At 40.0% G+C, this 21,002-nt stretch carries 18 protein-coding genes; all 18 read right to left on the reverse strand.

Features of this window, described 5'->3' with window-relative positions; translation table 11 throughout:
* Positions 1-42: 42 nt before the first annotated feature.
* The 18 genes from G631_RS0114765 to G631_RS0114855 all read right to left on the reverse strand — a co-directional run bounded on the left by G631_RS0114765 (position 43) and on the right by G631_RS0114855 (position 20,990).
* A complete protein-coding gene (locus tag G631_RS0114765; RefSeq protein WP_026490105.1) occupies positions 43-504 on the reverse strand; it encodes an RpiB/LacA/LacB family sugar-phosphate isomerase in 462 nt (153 codons plus the stop codon).
* Positions 505-558: 54 nt separating this feature from the next.
* Entirely contained in the window at positions 559-1,305 is a 747-nt protein-coding gene (locus G631_RS0114770) for an ABC transporter permease (protein WP_026490106.1), read from the reverse strand.
* Complete coding sequence (locus tag G631_RS0114775) at positions 1,302-2,033, reverse strand: ABC transporter permease (protein WP_026490107.1); 732 nt, start codon at positions 2,031-2,033, stop codon at positions 1,302-1,304. Before G631_RS0114775 ends, G631_RS0114770 begins: the two co-directional genes overlap by 4 nt.
* Positions 2,030-2,875, reverse strand: coding sequence for an ABC transporter ATP-binding protein (locus G631_RS0114780; RefSeq protein ID WP_035789882.1), 846 nt, complete (start codon positions 2,873-2,875; stop codon positions 2,030-2,032). The genes G631_RS0114775 and G631_RS0114780 overlap by 4 nt, the downstream gene beginning before the upstream one ends.
* 26 nt (positions 2,876-2,901) lie before the next feature.
* A complete protein-coding gene (locus tag G631_RS0114785; protein WP_026490109.1) occupies positions 2,902-5,067 on the reverse strand; it encodes a M13 family metallopeptidase in 2,166 nt (721 codons plus the stop codon).
* 14 nt (positions 5,068-5,081) lie between these two features.
* Positions 5,082-5,756, reverse strand: a complete 675-nt coding sequence (locus tag G631_RS0114790; protein WP_026490110.1) for a DUF3592 domain-containing protein — start codon at positions 5,754-5,756, stop codon at positions 5,082-5,084.
* Between the two features lie 14 nt (positions 5,757-5,770).
* Complete coding sequence (locus tag G631_RS0114795) at positions 5,771-6,433, reverse strand: CPBP family intramembrane glutamic endopeptidase (RefSeq protein ID WP_196803884.1); 663 nt, start codon at positions 6,431-6,433, stop codon at positions 5,771-5,773.
* A gap of 306 nt (positions 6,434-6,739) precedes the next feature.
* On the reverse strand, positions 6,740-8,317 hold the full coding sequence (locus G631_RS19405; protein ID WP_081671376.1) for an MATE family efflux transporter: 1,578 nt from the start codon (positions 8,315-8,317) through the stop codon (positions 6,740-6,742).
* Positions 8,318-8,382: 65 nt separating this feature from the next.
* Entirely contained in the window at positions 8,383-9,372 is a 990-nt protein-coding gene (locus G631_RS0114805; protein ID WP_026490112.1) for a guanosine polyphosphate pyrophosphohydrolase, read from the reverse strand.
* Between the two features lie 130 nt (positions 9,373-9,502).
* Positions 9,503-11,164, reverse strand: a complete 1,662-nt coding sequence (locus tag G631_RS0114810; protein WP_026490113.1) for a clostripain-related cysteine peptidase — start codon at positions 11,162-11,164, stop codon at positions 9,503-9,505.
* A 22-nt stretch (positions 11,165-11,186) separates the two neighbouring features.
* Positions 11,187-12,281, reverse strand: coding sequence for a hypothetical protein (locus G631_RS0114815; protein ID WP_026490114.1), 1,095 nt, complete (start codon positions 12,279-12,281; stop codon positions 11,187-11,189).
* Between the two features lie 116 nt (positions 12,282-12,397).
* A complete protein-coding gene (locus tag G631_RS0114820) occupies positions 12,398-13,465 on the reverse strand; it encodes a DHH family phosphoesterase (protein WP_051197300.1) in 1,068 nt (355 codons plus the stop codon).
* A 603-nt stretch (positions 13,466-14,068) separates the two neighbouring features.
* Positions 14,069-14,596: a GNAT family N-acetyltransferase gene (locus tag G631_RS0114825; RefSeq protein WP_026490116.1), complete on the reverse strand. Its 528-nt coding sequence runs from the start codon at positions 14,594-14,596 to the stop codon at positions 14,069-14,071.
* Positions 14,597-14,651: 55 nt separating this feature from the next.
* Positions 14,652-15,440: a GNAT family N-acetyltransferase gene (locus tag G631_RS0114830; protein WP_026490117.1), complete on the reverse strand. Its 789-nt coding sequence runs from the start codon at positions 15,438-15,440 to the stop codon at positions 14,652-14,654.
* 303 nt (positions 15,441-15,743) lie between these two features.
* Positions 15,744-16,571: a sugar ABC transporter permease gene (locus G631_RS0114840; protein ID WP_026490118.1), complete on the reverse strand. Its 828-nt coding sequence runs from the start codon at positions 16,569-16,571 to the stop codon at positions 15,744-15,746.
* Positions 16,568-17,854: a carbohydrate ABC transporter permease gene (locus G631_RS0114845; RefSeq protein WP_026490119.1), complete on the reverse strand. Its 1,287-nt coding sequence runs from the start codon at positions 17,852-17,854 to the stop codon at positions 16,568-16,570. The genes G631_RS0114840 and G631_RS0114845 overlap by 4 nt, the downstream gene beginning before the upstream one ends.
* Before the next feature lie 11 nt (positions 17,855-17,865).
* The gene (locus G631_RS0114850) at positions 17,866-19,317 is read right to left on the reverse strand and encodes a sugar ABC transporter substrate-binding protein (RefSeq protein WP_026490120.1); all 1,452 of its coding nucleotides are present in this window, start codon (positions 19,315-19,317) and stop codon (positions 17,866-17,868) included.
* Positions 19,314-20,990, reverse strand: a complete 1,677-nt coding sequence (locus tag G631_RS0114855; protein ID WP_026490121.1) for a glycoside hydrolase family 13 protein — start codon at positions 20,988-20,990, stop codon at positions 19,314-19,316. Before G631_RS0114855 ends, G631_RS0114850 begins: the two co-directional genes overlap by 4 nt.
* Between the last annotated feature and the right edge of the window lie 12 nt (positions 20,991-21,002).

The following is a 21,002-nucleotide window of genomic DNA, read 5'->3' on the forward strand; positions in this document are numbered from 1 at the left end:
TAATCATACTACAATCCGTGGTACAATCACAAACTGATAGGATTATTTAACTGGAACGCAATGCTTATCGTTGATTTCGCAGACTTTCTGCACTCTTCGTCTATATTTTTCTTCCATTAGAGGCTCGGTGTTCAGCCATGTCTTAACTATCTCCATAGCCATAAGACCTCCAATGATCTTGGCTCCGAGGCATAAGATATTGGAATCTGTGTGCTCTCTGGCAAGTGTCGCACACAAAGGATCCTGACATACAGCCGCATAGCATCCGTTAATTTTGTTGGCTATAAGAGCGCTTCCGTAGCCGACTCCATCACAAAAAATGCCTCTGTCACATTCTCCCCTGGCAACTGCAAGAGACGCTGGGTAAACAAAATCTGACAGGTCACATGATTTTTCATCATATGTGCCAAAATCTTTTACTTCGTAGCCCTGCGATAAAAGGTAAGCTTTAATTTCTTCCTTCATCTGTGTACCGGCATGATCGTTTGCCATTGCGATTGTCATAGTGAACACCTCCTTAGTAGGTTATACCTGTATTTACCCTGCCTATAAAAAAAGTCAAAAATCAAGTTCTTTTTTTCTAAAGAGCAAATATGCCAAAATAATGGAAATAGCGCAGATCTTTGCAACATGCCAAATCAGTGTAAAGATTGCCGTGCCACCGGTAAGAAGCAAATCTACTTTTGCACATGCGAGGGCATGAGAAAAAACATGCCTGTCTATATGCCAGAGATTGATTACAGGAATAGCATTCAGACCGCTCAGCAGAGTGTCTCCTGCAAAAAGAAGGAATGCATCCACAAGTGTTGCATAGGCAACGTTCTTGCTCCAGAAAAGAATGATCATGGATATTGTTGCATAGCCCAGAACAGTAAAAGCATTGGTTAGTATCGTGCTATATAAAAAGCTGCTTTCTGCCACATTCATCTTTGCTCCCGCTATCAGACCTGTAACAGTGATAAAAAGAGTATAGATTCCATATGAAATAAAGGTTACGATCACGCAATTAATGAACTTGGCAATAAGGAGCCTTCTTCTTGAAATCCCTCTTCCAATAAGGCACTGCATAGAATTTGATGTGAACTCATCGGCATATACGCTCACGTATATTGCAATTCCTATAAACAGATTCATTGTGTTTATAGCTGTTCCCTGACTAGAAGCAAATGAAAAGCCACTTAAGTTCCCGCTATTGTTTGATTGAATAGTCCAAAAGAGTGAAATAAGGAGGCATATTCCAAGTACGATCCAATAAGACGGCTTTCTCAGGATTCTTTTCACATCTGCGAAAATAAGATTTTTCAAAAGTCAAACTCCTTTCTCCGGAAAAAATAAGTCGTAATCGCTAGCGCTGCCAAAAGATAACAGATAGCCGGCAAAAGCTGCCATGGGATTGTTCCCACTTCTATTCCGGTATATGCCCAATCAAGCAACCCATCATAGGTATAATCGTATAATGAAAGGGAAGAAAAAAATTCTACTATGTTAAATACCAGTTTAAACACAACTGTGAATGCTATACATGCGATGATTCCAAGAACTGTAGAGCCGGAAATGTACATGATCATGGCAGAAAAGACAATGTAGCCAAAATGCCTAAGCCACCTCAGGATGATATATATAATGAGATTTACCTGTTGCTGCTGGCTTAATACGATTGCCGATTCTGTATTTATAACAATGAGAGCCGCTGTAATTATGACCAGATACAGGCAAAGAAGTAAAATGGCAGCATCAAGGAGCTTGGCGATTATGAGCTTATTCCTGGTTATACCATGACCAAGCACAGTCTGCATGGATTTGGAAGACAACTCATGTGCAAAAACAGCATAGAATGTAGGAAATACTATGAAAAGAGCCATAGGTGCTCCGCTAAGTGATTTCTGCACTCCATTTATAAGTCCGATTGAGCCATCATTTACTACACCTTCAAGTACTGCATATGAGATATAGATCAGCGCAAGCAAAAGCCCCCCATAGATAAGGCCAACCCGAAAGATACGTTTCAAATCTGCTCTTAACAAATTTCTCATTCTGCTGATCCTCCAATGAGTTCAAAGTAATAATCTTCCAGAGTAACTTTCTCTTTTCCTTCTTTTAGGACATCAATACCATTTTCTGCAAGAATGCTCTTGGCTCTTTCCAAATTTCCGGCAGAAACAGTAAGTTCTACTTCGGGGCGCTTTGCAGAAAGGTCATCCTGTGTGATCTCTTTTGCTATAACGCCATTGTGTACTATGCCAAAGCGATCTGCGGTGTTTTCCAGTTCACCAAGAATATGGCTTGACACTATGACTGTCATACCAAACTCATCCCTGAATCGCCGTATCATATGACGGATATCGGCTATACCCTGAGGATCCAGACCGTTGGTCGGCTCGTCGAGGATGAGTATATCAGGATTACCAAGGATTGCATTGCCTATTCCAAGACGCTGTTTCATTCCAAGGGAATATCCCTTGGCTTTCTGATTTTCCTTACCGCCTGTAAGGCCTACAACATTCAGAACACGATCAACCTCCTGTTTTAGCGCTTTTCCCTTGAGCCCCTTTGCAGCTGCATAGTATTCAAGGTTTGCTTTACCAGAAAGATAACCGTAGAAATTAGATCCTACAAAAAATCCAACCTTTGACCTGTTTGCAAAGAGTTCTTTTCGATTTTGTGAACCAGCTATGGAAACACTGCCGGAAGTATATTCCGACAATCCAAGGATCATCTTAAATATTGTGGTTTTTCCTGCACCGTTCTTGCCCACAAGACCGTAGATGTCACCTTTATTAACCTGCATGGTGACCCCTTTTAGAACGTCATGCTTGCCATAGCTTTTGATTATGTTATCAAGCCTTATTGCTGCTTTTGAACTATCTGATCCCATAATTAGTCTCCTTCCTGAATAAGACATCACCAGACACATACTCTTTTTTCCGGGCTTAAGTACATTCCATCTCCTGGCTTAATATCATAGGTTTCGATGAATTCATCATATTGTTGAAGCATAATGTTTATTCTGTGAAATGGAAGTGGATGCATGTCAACTTTCATTGTGCCAAGTTCGTTTTCCTTAGTTGTCTGTAGCGCATATTGCCTTGCAAAGGCTCTGAAAAACTCGTCATAATCAAAATCAGGCAAATCCTTCGCCACATATAGAACTGACTTGACGCCTCCCATATCGGCTATGGCTTCATCTTTTATGCTGTTTCCATTTACTTTCTGTTGTCCGGGAATAGGTCTTGCCAGTGAGAAATAGCCTGCTAGTTTTGATGCCTTTTCATCCATCTTTGACCTGTCCTCTACAGCCATCCAGTCGATGGCATTTATATTTTCATCAAACTGGCGCCCGTACAGGTCAAACTTTGTTCCGTTAGAATCAAATCCATGAGTTATCTCATGACCTATAGTAGTTCCTACGATTCCCGCAAACTGTTCAAGTGATGAAGCATCTCCGAATGCGGCATCGCACATGGCCAGATAACCCGCCATTATATAGATGCCGTTTTCGTTTGTATAATATACACAGTTAACCTCGGTAGTAGTTCTACCTGCATCATAAATATCCCATTTGAACCTGTCCCAATCCGGACTCTTACTTTTATCTGCCATGTGAGCTTCCAGCATGCGTCTGCCCTCAGCAGCAGCTTCAACCAGGTTACCACCTTCTTCGTAGGATTTTATTTCTGCTGATGAGTAGTCAGCGACATTATCTGGCTTTATGAGGTGTAGAGCCATATTTTGCAATTTTTCTTTTGCTGCAGTTTTTGTACTATCTGACATCCAGTCTTCTTCATCCAGTATTTTTAAATAAGCCTTTATCAGTGCGTCAGTAAATTCTTTTACCTGATCTGTTTTTTCGCTGTCCTTAAAATATTTTTCCAGGTATAAAGTATCCAATAATGGAAGAAAACCACAGATTTTCATATCATTTCTAAAGAGGACGCTAAGCTGGCCATCTGAAAATTCCTCATGGCTTCCGGCGCCCTGGTTATAAAGCGCAACCATCTTTTCATATGATTCGCGGTCAAGAAGATACTTGGTCGAATTGATGGTATGGACTATAAGAAATGACTTGATATCCTTAAGATTCTTTTCTGTATAAATCCCAGACAGGGATTTGAGATATGTGTAATCCACATAAAAACTATCGCATCCGGAATAGCCTCTGCTATCTAGTATCTGCAAGAGCGGATAATCCCCTTGCAGGGCATCTATCCCTTCTCTGTTGTTTTGAGCCTTTGTAAACATTTCTTTTACGCCGAAGTAATCTATATTACTGTTTCTGGCGATAAAAGTTTCTATTCTGTAATTGCCTTTTAAAGTATCTTTGATCTCTTTTTCAGAAAAACCAATTCTTCCAAGAAAATATCCAATTACATCATCGCATCTTTCCTTGGCTGATAATGTTTTACCTGTATATTCCACATATGAAGAGACAGCTCCGAGGGAAAGACTTGGAGCCGTAAGGTTTAATGTACTCCTGTCCGGGAACTGCACTTGTACTCCTACGGATTCCGGCATAAGTAACCCAAGTTTAAAAGGATTTCTACTGGTACTTCCCTGATATTCCGTAAGATCACTTATAGATGATATGCTCTGTATGTCTGAAATATATTTTTTTAGTGGTTCCACTCCAAGCTTGTTTCGCTCATCCCAATTAGAGTGCAGCTTTACCAAAGTTTTGTATTTAGAGGCGTTGTCGTCTGTCATGGTATCGTCAGAGGCAATTGCCATGCATCTTTCATATACCAGCTTAGATGCATCAAGAACTATACTGGCTTCTTCATAAGCAGGATCCATAACTGCAGACAAAATATAGTCTTTGTTAGCGGCTGCAGCAAAGTCGTCCTGAAGACGTATGTTATCTTCAGGCTTCACCATGCCATAAACGTCAGAATCGACCCATTTACCTCCTCCAGGTACTCCGGAAAGATCTGTACTTTCTAATTTTTGAGAAGACATTCCAGAGTCTGCCGTGCTGGCTGTGCTTCCACATCCAGCAGACATTACAGCCAGAGCGGCCAAAAGTATAACTGAAGTAGTTTTTCTAATTACAATCCATTTTTTGCCTATCATTAGCTAATCTTCTCCTAACGCCATTTTGCCAAAAACCAAGCTCGTATAATCCAATACAAGCGCTCCAATGGTATACATATTTCAAGACCAATCAGAAACATCGGAATGCCAAATGCCAGGAACCAAATAGCAAACACTTTGCTTTCCTTACGGTCATGTACGCTCTGGGCCACTTTGGGGGACATTGGATCATAAAAAACTTCTATAGCGTCACCAATCTGCGGAATTGCTTTTTTACCACCGCCGAAATCTCCTTGCAAGGTATATTTATTGCCATTCACAGTATAAGTGATGATTGGTACATAGCTCACACGATTTTCGGAATCTTCTTGTTCCAAATGATCAGACACATATCCCAAGCAACTGGCAGTGCACCTTTTTTTCTTTTTATTTCCAGATGTTATGAACAAAATACCAATATAGCTAAACAATGCTCCGCCAGCGGCAATACCTGCGCCGACGTAATTAAAATATACATAAACACCGCTTATCAAAATAAATGAAAGCGCAAACATACCGATAACAATCGGCAGTAGGATGCGTACTATCTGATCGCCGCTTTGTGTCTCATCCTCATCATCTGTGCTAGAGACTTGACTGGGGCCGCCCCAAATCTGCCATAATACATATGCAAAAACCAGTGAAATAATTAGAAGAATACATCCGTAAAAAAATCCCTCAGACCTCATGTTTTCTCACCATTTCAGTTATTTGACCATTTTTCGCTCCATAGTTCATTGGCTTTGGCAAGTTTGTTTTTATTGAGCAAATAGAGTACAGCAATTCCGATGATCATAGCTAAAACTAGTTCATACAAAAGTTGTCCCATGCCATATTGCTGTACGATTATTCCGTCCCCGGAGACTGACGGATCTGTTGTAAAAGAGATGAAGTCATGTAATCCGTGCGCAAATATAGGAAATATTACACTGCCTGTTCCTAGATATAAACCGGTAAACACAAATGCCATAAATGTTGAATGAATCACCTGAGCGACTGTCATTACTAAATCTGCACCTTGTGTTACGTTGCCAGCATGGGAAAGTCCAAATATCACAGCAAGGATAATTATTACAGCGAATCTCTTTTCCTTCTTAACATATTTCATGACAATAGCCAGGGACAATATCCTGAACATTGTCTCTTCTCCAAACCCGGCAGCCAACGCCATAAAAACCGCATTAAGAGATGGATTGAAATAGAATGGACGCTGCAAGATTAAAGGCTCGATCAGTGTGAAGATTTCAAGAAGCACGAAAGGAATCACTAAGATGCATATACTCTTTGCCGAACACCCGGGTTTTACAAAGCCTTTAAATTCCGGTGAAAACCATAGCCAAAAAACAATCATTGTTATTACTGCCAAAATACATGCTCCAATATATCCGGCATTACTTGAAACCTTATCAAATAATGAGCCTCCTATTCCCACCAAAAGCATAGAGAAGATTATGCTTAGTATAACTGAGATATAGGGTGCTCTTTCGCATAATGAATGCTTTCGCGTTTTGTTATTCAATTGAACCCTCCTGTGATAATATATCTTGATAACGATAATTTATAAGCGTCTACACATTGATGATATCATTAATAGATATGTAATTATCTTAAATAAGCATTAAATCAACAGGGGTATCTTCTAGAACAAAATAACTATTATTTTAATAAGGTATCAATAAATCTTCTCTACCTTTTCAGTGATTCCATACTGGTGCATGAAATCCCTAATCTCATCATCATTCCTAACAAGTTGCACTTCCTCAAATGCGCCTGTATGTATATCTTGAAAGCCTGCCACCATCTCACCATTGCAGATACTTGCTTTAATTACAGGCCTTTTGTTTTCTTTATCATAGGCTACAGAACTGGTTGATGCTTTCTTTTTATATCCACAGTCACAATAAGGGCCACCTGACGCAAGTTTTGGTTTCAAAAAAGAATAAAGACAGACAAAGCACATTAAAATCTGAGTAACTGTGGAGCACGGTGTTGCAAGTCCTATATGAAAAAGCGATACAGGCTCTTGCTTACTCATGATATATGACACCGGAATCCTCACTAGGAAAGCTCCAATTATACCCTGTATCATGACAAATCTTGTATACTCCATTCCGTTAAAAAAACCTATGAAGCAGAAAAGAAAGCACGTAAACAGGCAATCAATAGCATATGCCTTGAGATAATCCCATGAAGCATCGACAACTGCTGGATCTTTCGCGAATATGCTAGACAAAAAATCACCATGGAAAAAGGCAATATAAAACATGAATACAGCAAATATGAAAGATACACCTATGGCATATCTAAGTCCCTTGAATGCTCTGCTATACTTGCCTGCTCCTCTATTCTGCGAAACAAATGCTGACATTGACTGTGCAAATGCTGATGGTATGAGCATAATGAAAGCACAAACCTTTTCAGCAACGCCAACACCTGCAGAGGCAATTACGCCAAGGGAATTAACAATAGCCAGAATAACCAAAAAAGAAATGCCTACAAGAAAGTCCTGTAATGCAACAGGAGTTCCGATAAAGACTATCTTTTTAATGATTCCTTTTTCCATTTTAAAGCTTGCCCTGTCGAGTTTAAATGGCAGTTCTTTTTTACTGATCAGCCACAAGGATATCAAAACACTAATAAGCTGTGCTGCTACCGTTGCTATGGCAGCACCTTTTGTTCCCATATCAAAGCCTGCGACTAGAATTAAGTCACCTATGATGTTGCATATACACGCTATAAGCACAGTTACAAGCGGAGTGAAGGAATCTCCAAGACCTCTGAAAATACTTCCTATCAGGTTGTAAGATATTATGACAACTGCTCCGGCTCCACATATCCTTATATAAGTAACTGTTAGATCATAAGCTTCTACTGGTGCGTTCATAATACCGGCAAGATTTCCGGCAAATAAAGATATGAATAGTGTAAGGAAAACACCTATCGACATAAACAGCATTATTCCATTTGCTACAATTGCTCCTCCTTCAGATGCTTTTCTTTCACCTATTTTCTGTCCTAAAAACACTGTCATGCCAATAGATAGAGAACTTACAAGGTTTGTAAGTGTCATCATGATCTGTGACCCTGTTGACACTCCAGATACATCTGCAGGTTCTGCAAATTTACCTACAATCATAAGATCAACAGCTCCATAAAGAGATTGCAAAAATAATGCAAAAAGTACAGGAATTGCAAACTTAAGGAGCGGAGCTAGTATTTTTCCTTCTGTAAAATTCTTCTGTTCTGCCACGTATATTACCTCCAAAAAAAGCCGGATAAGAAACCGGCATCTTTATTTAAAAATTGAAATCAAGTTTAATCAATTTTATCGTTTTGAAATCTGGACAAGTGCTCAAAGGGAAGAATTAAACGACCTCTGTACAGTCCACAGCCGTCATTTATCAGACTGTTATCAATAGCACCAAACATATTTACATCGACCTTTGACAGTTCAAGCTGCTGAAGAAGCATTCCTCTCTCAAAGGCTTCATCGAAATAAATACTTTCTCCTTTTGGAATCTTATTCCTTCGAGTCCTTTCTTTTAGCTGCCTCTTTTCATATCCCAAATGATTAGCAGGCCCTATCTCCGCGTAATCATCCATATCCTTTGTACGAAGCTGCACCTCGACATAACTGCGGGATTCATTGTCATAAAGCGTTATGTGAAGAGACTCGTAGCCATAGGAACTTGGATTGCTGATATAGTCTCTAAAATAAGGACGAACAGATTCTTTTAGCATATTTGATGAAACTGCATTATCAATAGCTGATATTTCCGGGCTGAACCCTCGCTGTTCCAGGAAATCAGGGATTATATTGGCTATCTCATAAAGATACTGAAGCTCTATCTCTTTTCTCTCATCAGAGTTATTCACATGGCATTTAGGCATAGAAATTACAATCCTATAAGCGATAAGATCCCTGAAATGCTCAATTTTACTCTTAACCAGTGTAGGCTCAGGAAAAGATCCGTTTTTCTTATAGTAATTGTAGATTGTTTCAACTATATATGCATTAAACTTCTCTTCAGCTCTGATCAGCGACTTGATCCGTCCCTTGAAGGTGAATGCAAGCTGCGGATACTGCCTGGTCATATATTTATAAAGTTCCCTTATTCTCTGAGACTGAGAGGTCAGGAAGTCGTTGTGAACAAGCAATTCCTCCATACGTAGAAGGAAGTTGCTATGAAACATATCTACTGTATTCCCGGTCTTTAGCGAGGATTCTTTTAAATCCCTGGAATACATCTGTATTATCTTTAGTACAGTATCTCCATTGTAAAGATAGTCATTTAGCGTAACCATACACCACAAACTCCCCCTTCCAGATACATCTACTGCAAATTTTTCAAAGAAAAAGAGACAAAGACGCCTACATAATCAGCACCTTTGCCTCTTTTCTATAATAACATAAATTCAGACTAAAAGCTTTCTTTCATTCTTCTACTTCGCGCCAGTCGTCAATTTCTTCATCATAATAATAGATTTTGTCGTCCTGTTCATCATAATAGAAGGTGGTGCCTGTCTCATCATCATACAGATAGAGAATATCGTCCTCATACATGTACCAGATCTTTTCCTCAAAATCATAGATCCAGCCATCATTGTAATCTTCGTTCTCATAGTCATAGCCATATTCACAGGAACTGCCATCACTTATGTTGCTGCCATATTCTTCTTCATATGATTCCCATCCGCCCCAGCTGTCATCGAAATCACCGAAATCATAGTAATCCTCGTACCCATAGCTCGACGTAAAACCGCTTAGCCAGTCGATATATTCATCGTCAAAGCCAATATCTTTGTACACATTCTTCAGCTTATCATAAAAGTCAGGATCACCATATGGCAATGATACCGCAAGTCCTGTCAGCTCATTCTTGTCAGATGTATGACCATAGTATGCCACAGCAGCTTTCAGTGCAGATGTGAGGTTTTGTGCCTCTTTACTTGTGTTATCTATGCTTTCCATAAGTGCCAGAATGTCACTGATATAGTAATCAGAAAGAGTTACATCACTTTCATCCAAGCCCCAGAGTCCCCAAAAGTTCTGGCTTCTGCCTTTGGCTTTGTGTTTCCTGCTGTAATTTGTATTTAAAAGGACATCTTCATTTTTGTAAGCATAAGCTTTCCATGCATTAAAAAGATCTTTGGCAGTAGAGACATTAAATAAACCTATACAGGCAGAGTCGCCTCCAAAGTTGTTTTCATTATCTGTAATGATATCATCAACTATATATTTACCAAGAAGCGGTGTCGATATTCCGGGATCTTTTTCTAAAGCATTCATCCATCCCTTGTAACTCCAGCCCAATCCTGATTCGAAATCCTCAGACAACAATGCATATTTGCAAAAAGGTTCAAGGGCATAGCAGGTTTCCATGCTTGCCATGATGCAGCAGTCCATACCGATAATGTCAAAATTGATATCGCTGTTCTTCGAAAAAGCGCTTGCCATTTCGCTGATTGTCAGACCAGCTTCTTCATCATCCTGCCACTCATCATAGCCAAACCCATAAACAGGGCCTCCGCCATGATCCCAGAACACAATGATGTATCTGTCAGCAGGATAATTGTTCTTACAGAATCCTATAAATTCAGATAAGGTGTCCTCTGCTGTGCAGTCAAGCTGCCCCAGATTATCCCGCACAAGGGAAAGGCCGCCTTTTTCTATCTTATAGGTCTGGGCTGATTTTGATGATATATCGTAATCCTGCCATTCCTTGGTTCCCATTGTCTGGATAATAACATTTACTTTTTCGCCAATGCCGGAGGATATCATTTCTTCAATATCGGTAGTTGCTTCTCCTGCATTAGTTTCAAGATCGGACCCATTCATATAGATCATGACAGTAGCTGACTGAGCGTTTGTACCGATGGATACCGGTTCAACAGTATCTGCTGGACCGAAAGCCTGCTGTACCGGCTTTTCATGCTGTTCTACTACTGTGTTTTCTTCATTTATTTCTTCTGTATAAGACTCATCAGTTTCATCATCTGGAATAAGCATGAAGATCAGAAACAATATGCCTAATACAGCAAGAATTCCTATTATTAGCTTTCCAAATTTTCCTGACTTCTTTTGTTTGCTGTTCATTAGTTTTCCTATCTATTCTTTTTTAGTAAGGATATAGTTCCTCTCCATACTTGTAGATTTCATCGGAAAGACCTATGGTTTTCCTCTGCTCGTCCATAAGGGCCTTCGCTTCGGTGTCAGAAACATAGGTATTGCCACTTGACTCTATAGCTTTCTGCGCCATTTCGTAAGCGTTACCTGGTTGTGAAAGGTCAACCTCCACGTCTTCTCTGCCTTCAGAATCTACTATGTAGACGTACTGATATTCCTTGCCCTCATAGGATCTATCAAAGGAGAAACTCTCAAGATACATTCCGATATTTTCTCCGATAAGCTGATCATTATAAGTAAGCTTGCCATCATCATCTGGAAGTATACCCTCTTCAGTTGATCTATACCAGAAGTGGTACTTGCCGTTTGCATCAATATATCCTGTTTGACCGCCGTGATAGTTGGCTCCGCCTGAACCATAAGATTCAACATATCCGGAGTATTTTACAACCGTACTATTTCTGCTCCAGGAATCACCTGCAAAGCAAATCTTTAGCTTGCCATCAATATTTTTTACAACGAGAGTAAGACTAAACTCTGACGCACCAATATCCATGCATAGCTCATAGCTCTCATCAAGACCAAGATCTATATATCCTTCACTTTGAATCTCATACAACCAGCCTTCGCCATACTGGCCCTCTGATGAAAGTTTTTCTTTTATCTCATTTAGTGTATAGCTCTTACCATTTTCCAAAGCTTCAGACAGGCATATGTACTCAGCAATATCTCCGTCAATGTCGTACTGCGCTGGCTCTGTGCCATCTATGAATGCCTGATATAGTTTCTCAGACTCTGCGTCAAGCTTTACAGTAGCTTTGTCCTTGGGTGAAATATAATCCATATATTTCTGATATGCATCGTAGCTATCTTCCGATGAAGCCTCATTTTCTGATGTACTGTCAGAAGCTGCTTCCATTTGCTCATTTCCTGTGCTTGCCTCTTCACTTGCGACACCCTCACTTAATGACTCAAATAATGTGCTCTCCGAGCTTGTATTTACTGCGCCTTCATTTGAATTAATCCCGCAACCTGTCGTTCCTATAATGCTGCATAATGTCAGCATTATCACTACATTCTTTTTCATAATCTCCTCCAAACCAAAACTAGCTTTATTGCTGCTGAAAATCAGCATATCTAGGATAACACAAAAATCTCATCAAACTACCTGTTTGATGAGATTTTTGTTCTAATAACATATCTTTATTTCTTTTCCAGAACCTTATCAATTGCTGGGACCATTACCTTCTTTCGGGACTGTGATTCCTTATGAATAAAATACTTGGTTCCATCATAGCCGCCGATGGCTTCCTCAAGCACTTCTACGGCACCATCTCCGTAAGCAATAGTGTACATTTTGTTCTCTGAATCGTCATCGCCATGATTCTTAACCTTGGCATATAGGTAGTCTAGTCCTGAATCAGCATATTTGGCAGCTGCGACTTCATACATGCGATCGGCCATTGCTCTTGTATTATCTTCGCCAAAAGCGATAACATCAGCAATTCCGTAGGAATAATCTCCTACTGTATACTCTTTGTAATCAGAATAGAAGATTTCTTCATCTGTCATATCGCCGTAATCAGCAATGGCTTCAGCCATTTTCTGGTAGAATGCGTTTATATCTCCTATCTTGGCAATTTTAATCAGCTCATCATAAGCTGCCTGGTCAAGCCCTGTAACATCGCGTTTCATATTTCTTGTATCTGATAGAAGTGCCATCAACATGACCTGTGCCATATCCTTAGGAATATCCACACCGCACTCTTTATATGACTGATATACAAGAGTTGCTGCTGCACCTACAGGAGCACTACGTACATTGATCAGATCACTTACTTCTATTTCACCAATTCCGTGATGGTCAATTATTCCCACTATTATTGCAGAATCCATTCCATCAATAGTCTGTGAGTAAGTGCTATGATCTACCAGGACAAACTGTTTGCCGGTTGCGTCCTTGATTTCTGCTGGTACCGCAATCCCAAAATAGTCAAGAGCATACTTGGTCTCGCCATTTATTTCTTCGCTTATAGCAGCTTCAGCCTTTATTCCAAGCTGATTGAGCAGATATGCATAGGCAATGGTGGATCCAACAGTATCAGAGTCTGGGCTTTTATGGCCTATGACATATGTTGTATCATCGCCATATTTGACAGAAGTGATGATATCTCTATAACCCTGGCTAGAGCTGGAGCTGCTTCCACAGGCGGACAGCACCATGATGATCATAAGGCAAGTCGACAGTAGCAATGCATTTCTTTTTTTCATTTTGTTTCCTCCTATAGGTACGCTCTAATGAGATTTCTTTTTACAAAAAAGAGCACTCTTCATCATTTTAAATTATAGGATGGAACCAAATGAAAAAACATTAACCTTTGGTTAGTATTTTATACATCTTTTAAGAGCGTTTTCGGTTTTTTTATAAATCAGCAGTAGGACAAATTTTTCATTACTGCTACATATCCATTTTTCAAGAATTTTTAGTAGTGCTGTGATTTTTATTGCTAAGGATTTCTAAACAGTTTCTTAAAAAATCTGACAATTATCATCCTTTTTGGTGAATAACACAAAAAGAGACGTAAAAAATTTAAGCACATCCGTTTAAAATATAGCTGATTATCCATGAGGCTACTAGAAAAATTGCAATTTCCTAAATCTAGCAGTAGTGAAAAAAGAGGGCTACTGCTAAGTTTCAAGAACTTGTTTTGCAGCAGTAAAAAATGTGCGCAATAACGCCACTTTGTTATCGCCGCCTATCAAGTCACACATTTAGTTAGGCATTTGGGCGTAAACAGCAGCTCCTGCCTCCTGCCTCCAGCATCCTGTCGAATCATGGCCACCATTCTTATCAATTATTTTTTGCCACCTACATCATTTTATTGAAATCCAGTATCTCTGCACTATTTCGCCATCATCAGTTACAAGCTCATTTTCCAATACACCGCCGTTGTTCTGGATTGACTTGGCAGAGCCAATATTATCTTTGTCACAGCAGATTAGTGCCCTATCAATACCAAGCTTTTTGCACTCTTTAAGGGCCAGACCAATCATCTTTGTGGCGTAACCCTTACGCCTTTCTGACGGTCTGATCCCATCTCCGATATGTCCGCCGCTTTTTAATAGGCCATCATTTAGATAGTGGCGGATATTTACTGCCCCAAGAAGTCTATCTTTCTCGTCATCAAGCAGGAAAAAGGTTGAGTCAGGAACCAGGCCATCTCTGGGATTAGTAAGCTCCAAATGCTCAAGATAATAATCAAAATCGTGATAATCGTTTTTAAAAATAGCCCACGGTGAGTGGTTTGTGTGGTTCTTTTCCTGATCCTCCTTCCACTCATCAATCATTTCCCCCAATTGTTTCTCATAGCTCTTTGTTAGCTTGATTAGTTTCAGACTCATACTCTTTCTCTCCTCAATAGATTTCTTTTTCTAGAACATTTAGCTGTTTGCTAATTCACCCGACAGTACAGAGTTCACCCCGGCGAATATATCCAATTTTTTCATAGCAGGCATTAGATGCTACGTAATCTGCATCTGTGTAGAGCATGGGAAGATATCCCTCTGCTCTTGCAAGTTCAGTTACTGTGTAAACCAGATTCTCAGCGTAGTGTTTCCTCCTGCACTCTGGCTTGGTGTACACAAGGCTGATACTGGCCATATCACCGTTTGGAACATACTTACAACAGGCTGTAGTAATTCCTTTATCCTGCCAAAAGAACGTCCTTCTATCTTCTATACATTTCTCAGCATTCTGCTCGTAGGCGGCTCTGTCCATTATATCTATGCCTACTGCGTTGTGGAAACCATCTATCAGGTCAACAAGCTCTTCAAAGTCATCCTGGGTGCACTTGTGCAGTTCTCCAGATGCCTTCTCCCGAGGCTCTACGGACTTGGGACAGTCATAGGCATACATATTTTGTCTGATGGAAAGCTCTTTCCCCTCTTCTTTAGCCCGATTTATGAAGTATTCAGCCAGTTTATACTTAATATTGTAGTTGTGATTTCCATCAAGAAGGCCGTTTTCTGAAATTACATCGTAGGCAGCTGCCATATCTTTATCCGTAGCATCATCCGGAGTCCAGATCCATACAGGAAATGGCTCTTTTGAGAAGCAGATTATTACTCTCTCATGATCAGATAAGATCAGCTTGCAGGGGCCTCCAAGGATGCGACGCAGAACAAAAAACGTATATCTGTCCTGGTCTAGGAGCTTAAAATCTCTTTCATCAACAAATTTGTCCATAACTATCCTCCTCTTGATATAGATGTCGGGTGCGATTTCCTTATGATATGAAAAAACCTCATCAAATCTATAGTTTGATGAGGCATCGGTTAAAATATGAAAATGCTAAAAATGTATAAACCTAAGCATTTATCTCGTCCCCATCAAATGCATTAACAATAAATCCCTGATCAAATTTGTTCATGGATTTAATAGTTAGCATTGAATTGACGAGATCAAGTTTTTTCATAATTCAAATCGCTTTCAGAAAATATTTAGTTGTTAGTATAACTTTCTGACAACTGTATGTCAACTGCTTTCCCTTTACTGCTTTACTGCTCCGTCGGATACTCCAGAAATAAGGAATCTTGATAAAGAGAAATACAGGATTACAATCGGCACCGCGATAAATATCGCTCCTGCCGCAAATCTAGAAAACTCCGTCTCTCCAAGATGTGTTAGCCCTACTGCTACGGTCCAGAGGTCCCTATTTTTAAGAAGCATGTTTGGAAGAATGAAGTCGCTCCATGGCCATGCAAAAGATGTAAGAGCTGTGTATACTAAAATAGGCTTTGAAAGAGGCATTGTAACCTTCCAAAAGATAGTTGGATTAGATGCTCCGTCAATTCTGGCAGCCTCATAGATTGAATTACTTATTGTATCGAAATACCCTTTCTGAACAAGATAACCCATAGGTGCCCCTGCAGAATACACCAATATAAGGCTCCACAGATTGTTTATGAGATTGAAGTTGATCATGATAAGATAAACTGCCGTCATTCCCATAAAGCTGGGAAACATGCTAAGTACCAGCGTTGTCTTCATAAGAGGCTTTCTCATTTTGAATCTGAATCTGCTCATTGTATATGCAGTCAGAATCACAAGTACTGTAGATAGCACACAGGAGAAAACAGCCACAAAAAGTGTATTCCTAAGCCAGCTTGGATAGTCATACATCTGGGTATCTGTAAACAATTTGATATAGGTCCCAAGACTATAACTTTTAGGAAAAAATCCATCATAATCGTAAATTGATCCAGAGGCCGAAAAAGAAGCCAATACAAGCCACAGCACTGGAAAAAAGAAAATGAAGGATACAAAGATAAGTACTATATGTGTAACGACAGCTTCTGAAAGTCGTTCTTTTTTCATCTGAAAGTATCCTCCTTTTTAAATGCTGATGAATTCACGTATGTCACCAGAGAAATCACTGAAGTAATAATAAAAATGATAAGGCTGACTGCTGCGCCTATTCCGTAGTAGTTATTGTCAATAGACAGATTATAGAGCCAGTTGATGAGAAGGTCTGTGTCACTTGCCAGGAAATAATCATCCAGATAAAGACCTCCCCTTAGAAAGTAGAACACACCGAAGTTGTTGAAATTTCCTACAAAGCTTGTGATCAGCGTTGGCGTTGTAGAAAATACCACAAAAGGAAGTGTGAGCTTTGTAAACTGCTTCCATCTGCCTGCTCCATCGAGACTGGCTGCCTCATAGAGTTCATTATTCATGTTTGAAAGAATTCCTGTAGCCAGCAACATTGAAGTAGGTATTGATATCCAGGCATTAACCAATAGCCCTATAATTCTGGCTTTCCATCCGGCATCAATATCCAAAAAGCCTACCGGCGCAAGTCCCATAACTTTCAGGTAGTAATTGATCGGGCCACCATAAGAGAACATAAACTTAAATCCCAGAAGGGTAATAAATCCCGGAACAGCGTAGGCAAGAATAGGAAAGGCTCTCCAAAAGGTCTTTCCCTTAACACATTTCTTATTTAGAAGAAGTGCAAGAAACAAACCTCCAAAATAGTTAAGCGTTGTTGCGCACACTGCCCAGATTATGTTCCATCCTAGTATCTTTAGAAAGGTATCCTTTATTCCTGACAGGGAAAAAATCTGTATAAAATTCCCAAATCCTATCCAATCCACAAGCTTTGGAGGCACGATATCTCCGCCATAGTTTGTAAAAGCAATAAGGATCATGAAAATAATAGGAAGCACGTTGAATAGTGCAACTCCCGCAACAGGAAGAAACAGCGCTACAACATAAAATTTTTTATCCACAAACAGCTGCAATGATGCCAAAAAGCCGGGAACAGGCTTGCCCTGCTCCACTAGCTTTTCTGTGTTTCTGACATCTTTTATGTTAGAAAGATAAAATACTATGACCGAAATAAGTATCAGAAATGCCAATATTCCTCTCAACATCATGATGATAGAGTCATCACCCTTTGTGCCAAGCCATGGATCACCTTCTACAGTTCCAAGGGTAAAAAAACCTGCCATATCACCAAATCCTGCGGTAAAAAGATACCACAAATATAAGGCAAGCACTGCCATATAAAGCATTCCCTTTATTCTCTGTCCGTACAGGAATTGCCCAAGCCCCATGATGACGTAGGAGCATTTTGTTTTAATATTTCTCGAATCCATGTTAAGCTCCCTTAATTAGACAAAGTATAGATTGCATCGTATATACTCTTTGATGCTTTATCCAGTGCCTCCTGCATGGAAGCTTCATCAGCATACTTGACAGTTTCACCTTTTTTCTCTCTAAAGGCATCCTTGGCCACATCACTAAGAAGGGTTCCCATAGGATCCCATATCTGATCAACAGCCTTAACAGACGGCATAAGGCTTATATGTCCGGCGTTAAGACTATCAAAGATCATACTTGTTGTTCCACCCATTTCCTGTGCTACATCTGACCTTGTTGGCGCAATTCCAAGAATTTCGGCCCTTCTCTTTATCATTTCTCTACTTGTTGCAAAGTTTACGAACTCAATGCAGGCCTCTCTGTGTTCTGTATAAGCACTGATTCCATAGCCATTAACACCGCCCATTACTACAGTATCAACGGTATCTCCCTTTTTACTTAAATCTCCATCTGCAGGCATTTTTCCAGGAAGTTCTACCATTCCAAGATTCTCAGTAGCTTTTTGGTCAGCTTCTTCGTCACTACTTCCCTCAGCTTTATATACATCAGCAAGCCTGTCATGGAAAAGAACATAGGTATCTGGAGTTGAAATAGAGCAAAAATAAGTTCCATCAGCAACCTTGGCATATCTATTCTGAGCAATTGAATCATCTATACACTCTTCATTCATAAGACCTGCAAACTGGCGAAGAGCTAACAGTCCCTTAGCAGCATCTCCTTTGCCAAAGCCTACATCCTCTGCCTTTGTAAGCCCATTCTCATCTTTTCCAAAAACATATCCGCCATAAGAAAAGTCAAACTGCGCCATCATGTAAAGATCTTTGCAGGAAGCAACAAGACCATAGTTCTGGCCATCAGAGGACTCTACAATTTGCTGTGAATATTGGTACAAGCTGCTCCAGTTCTGAAGGAAATCCGGAGTCTTATCTCCATCCTCATCCCACTGGGCTTCCCAGCCTTCAGGCAGCTTATCTTTTCTATAAAAAAGCATTGGCTCCTGAACATTGACAGGAATGGCGCAGGTGTACTGTTTGCCGTCGACTGCCATGGTAAAGGCATCCCATGCTTCTTCCGGGATGAGACTTGCGCACTCAAAATCATCCCTGTTAAGTGCCAGGATGTGCTTATCTTCTGCATATGCCATCAACTTATCGTTGGCCTGATAAAGCACATCAGGGCCGTAGCCGTAAGGGCCGTTTTCTGCCAGATTGCTGTATTCCTCCATGTTTGCATCAACCGCCTGAATTCCTTTATCTTTATATGCTTCATTAAAAGCAGACAAGAGTTCATCAAGGTATCCTTCCTGTTTGGCAGTATCATTTTCAAGAATGCGAAGTGTGATCACTTCACCATTTGCAGAATCAGTGGCTGCCTTTGCGTTATCGCTTCCACACGCTGTCATGCTGGCGCCAAGTGATGATATAAGTAGCAGCGCGAACGCTTTCTTTAATCCTCTCATAGTACTTCTCCTCCACAAACAAATAATCTGAAGTTTCCAGGTTCTACCTGAATATCTTTTTCTTTTCCAATGCTATCTGTTTCATTTATATACAGCATCACGTCACCGTTTCTGCCCTGTCTCTGTAGGCAAAAGAGCTTTTTATCCTCCGAAGCATAAATGCGGGTTCCGCTGAACTTGAAGCTGCACTTTTTTCTTATATCAGCAAGCTTTTTTATGTAATCATTAAGAGTATCCTCTTTTTCTTTTGCAAAATCCATGCATCTTCTGCAATCTGGATCATAACCTCCAACAGTATAGCACTCTGTTCCATAAAAAATAGATGGCGCACCTGGAAACATATACAAAAGAGCCAGCGCAGCCTTAAGCTTCTTTCTGTCTTCATGAACTTCGCTAAAAAATCTGTCTGTGTCATGACTATCAAGGAGATTTAGCATCATATCATTGACAGTATCAGTATTTCTTGCCAGGATATCATTAAGCTTATTGGCTACTCCCTGAGCATCAAGCTGTCCATAAGCAAAATAATCTAATGCAGCCTTAGTAAAAGCATAGTTCATAATACTGTCATATTGATCTCCCCTAAGGTAATTACTAGCATTATGCCAGTTTTCACCTATGATCACCGCTGATTCTTTTGCTGCTTTAACTTCCTTTCGGAACCTTCTCCAAAAATCGTGGCTTATTTCATCAGATACATCCAGTCTCCACCCATCTATATCAAACTCCTTGATATAATAGGTGGCGATAGAAATCAGGTAGTCTTGAACATGGATATTTGAGGTATTCCACTTGGGCATATATGTGCATCCTGCAAAAACCTCGTAGTTTAGCGGCTCAGCGCAAGGATAATCGCCCTTTATAACGAACCAATCGTAATACTCAGACTCTTTTCCCTTTGAAATCACATCCTGGAATTTATCATTGAGCTCACTTACATGGTTAAAAACTGCATCCAGAACAAGCTTCATTTCCCTGTTATGTAGCTCTTTTACCAGATTCTTAAGATCTGTCTTGTCTCCAAAATCTGGATCTACATCAAAGTAATCCACAATGTCATACTTGTGATTGGAAGGAGACTTGAAAATAGGTGTAAGGTAAAGGGCATCACATCCAAGCGCTTTTATGTAGTCAAGCTTGGAGATGATTCCCTTAAGATCACCTCCCGCAAAGCTCTTGGGATTAGGGATATCGCCCCACTTAAGGTTAATATAGTTCTTATCTTTGTTTTCATCTGCCATGCAGAATCTGTCTATGAAGATTTGATAAAAGCTGGCCTGCGACAACCATTCTTCTTTTTTAAGAATATCAGCGCTGTTAATGTAGGGATACTGGAAAAAATTGTAAAAGCCCTTGGTGAAATCATATGTGAGTGTTGCGCCATCCTCAGAAAAATAGTAATACTCTTTTCCATCATAAAGGTAAAAGACATATGCAAGCCTGGTGTCCTCTAGCTTAAGACTGATTGAAAAGTAGTCGTAAAGCTCTCCGGATAATTCCTTTTTCATCTGAAGCTTTTGCTGACTATTTCCAATAACATATTTGCTCTCGTAGATAATATATGCTCTTTCTATGTCATTTTTGGCTGTGCGGAGCCTTATGACAATTTCATTTTCAGATACGGGAAAACAGTATTCCGAATCTGTAATGTGTAAAAGTGCAAACTGGTTCATTTAAGCAGCTCC

This window comes from Butyrivibrio sp. XBB1001, assembly GCF_000424505.1.
Lineage (GTDB): Bacteria > Bacillota > Clostridia > Lachnospirales > Lachnospiraceae > Butyrivibrio.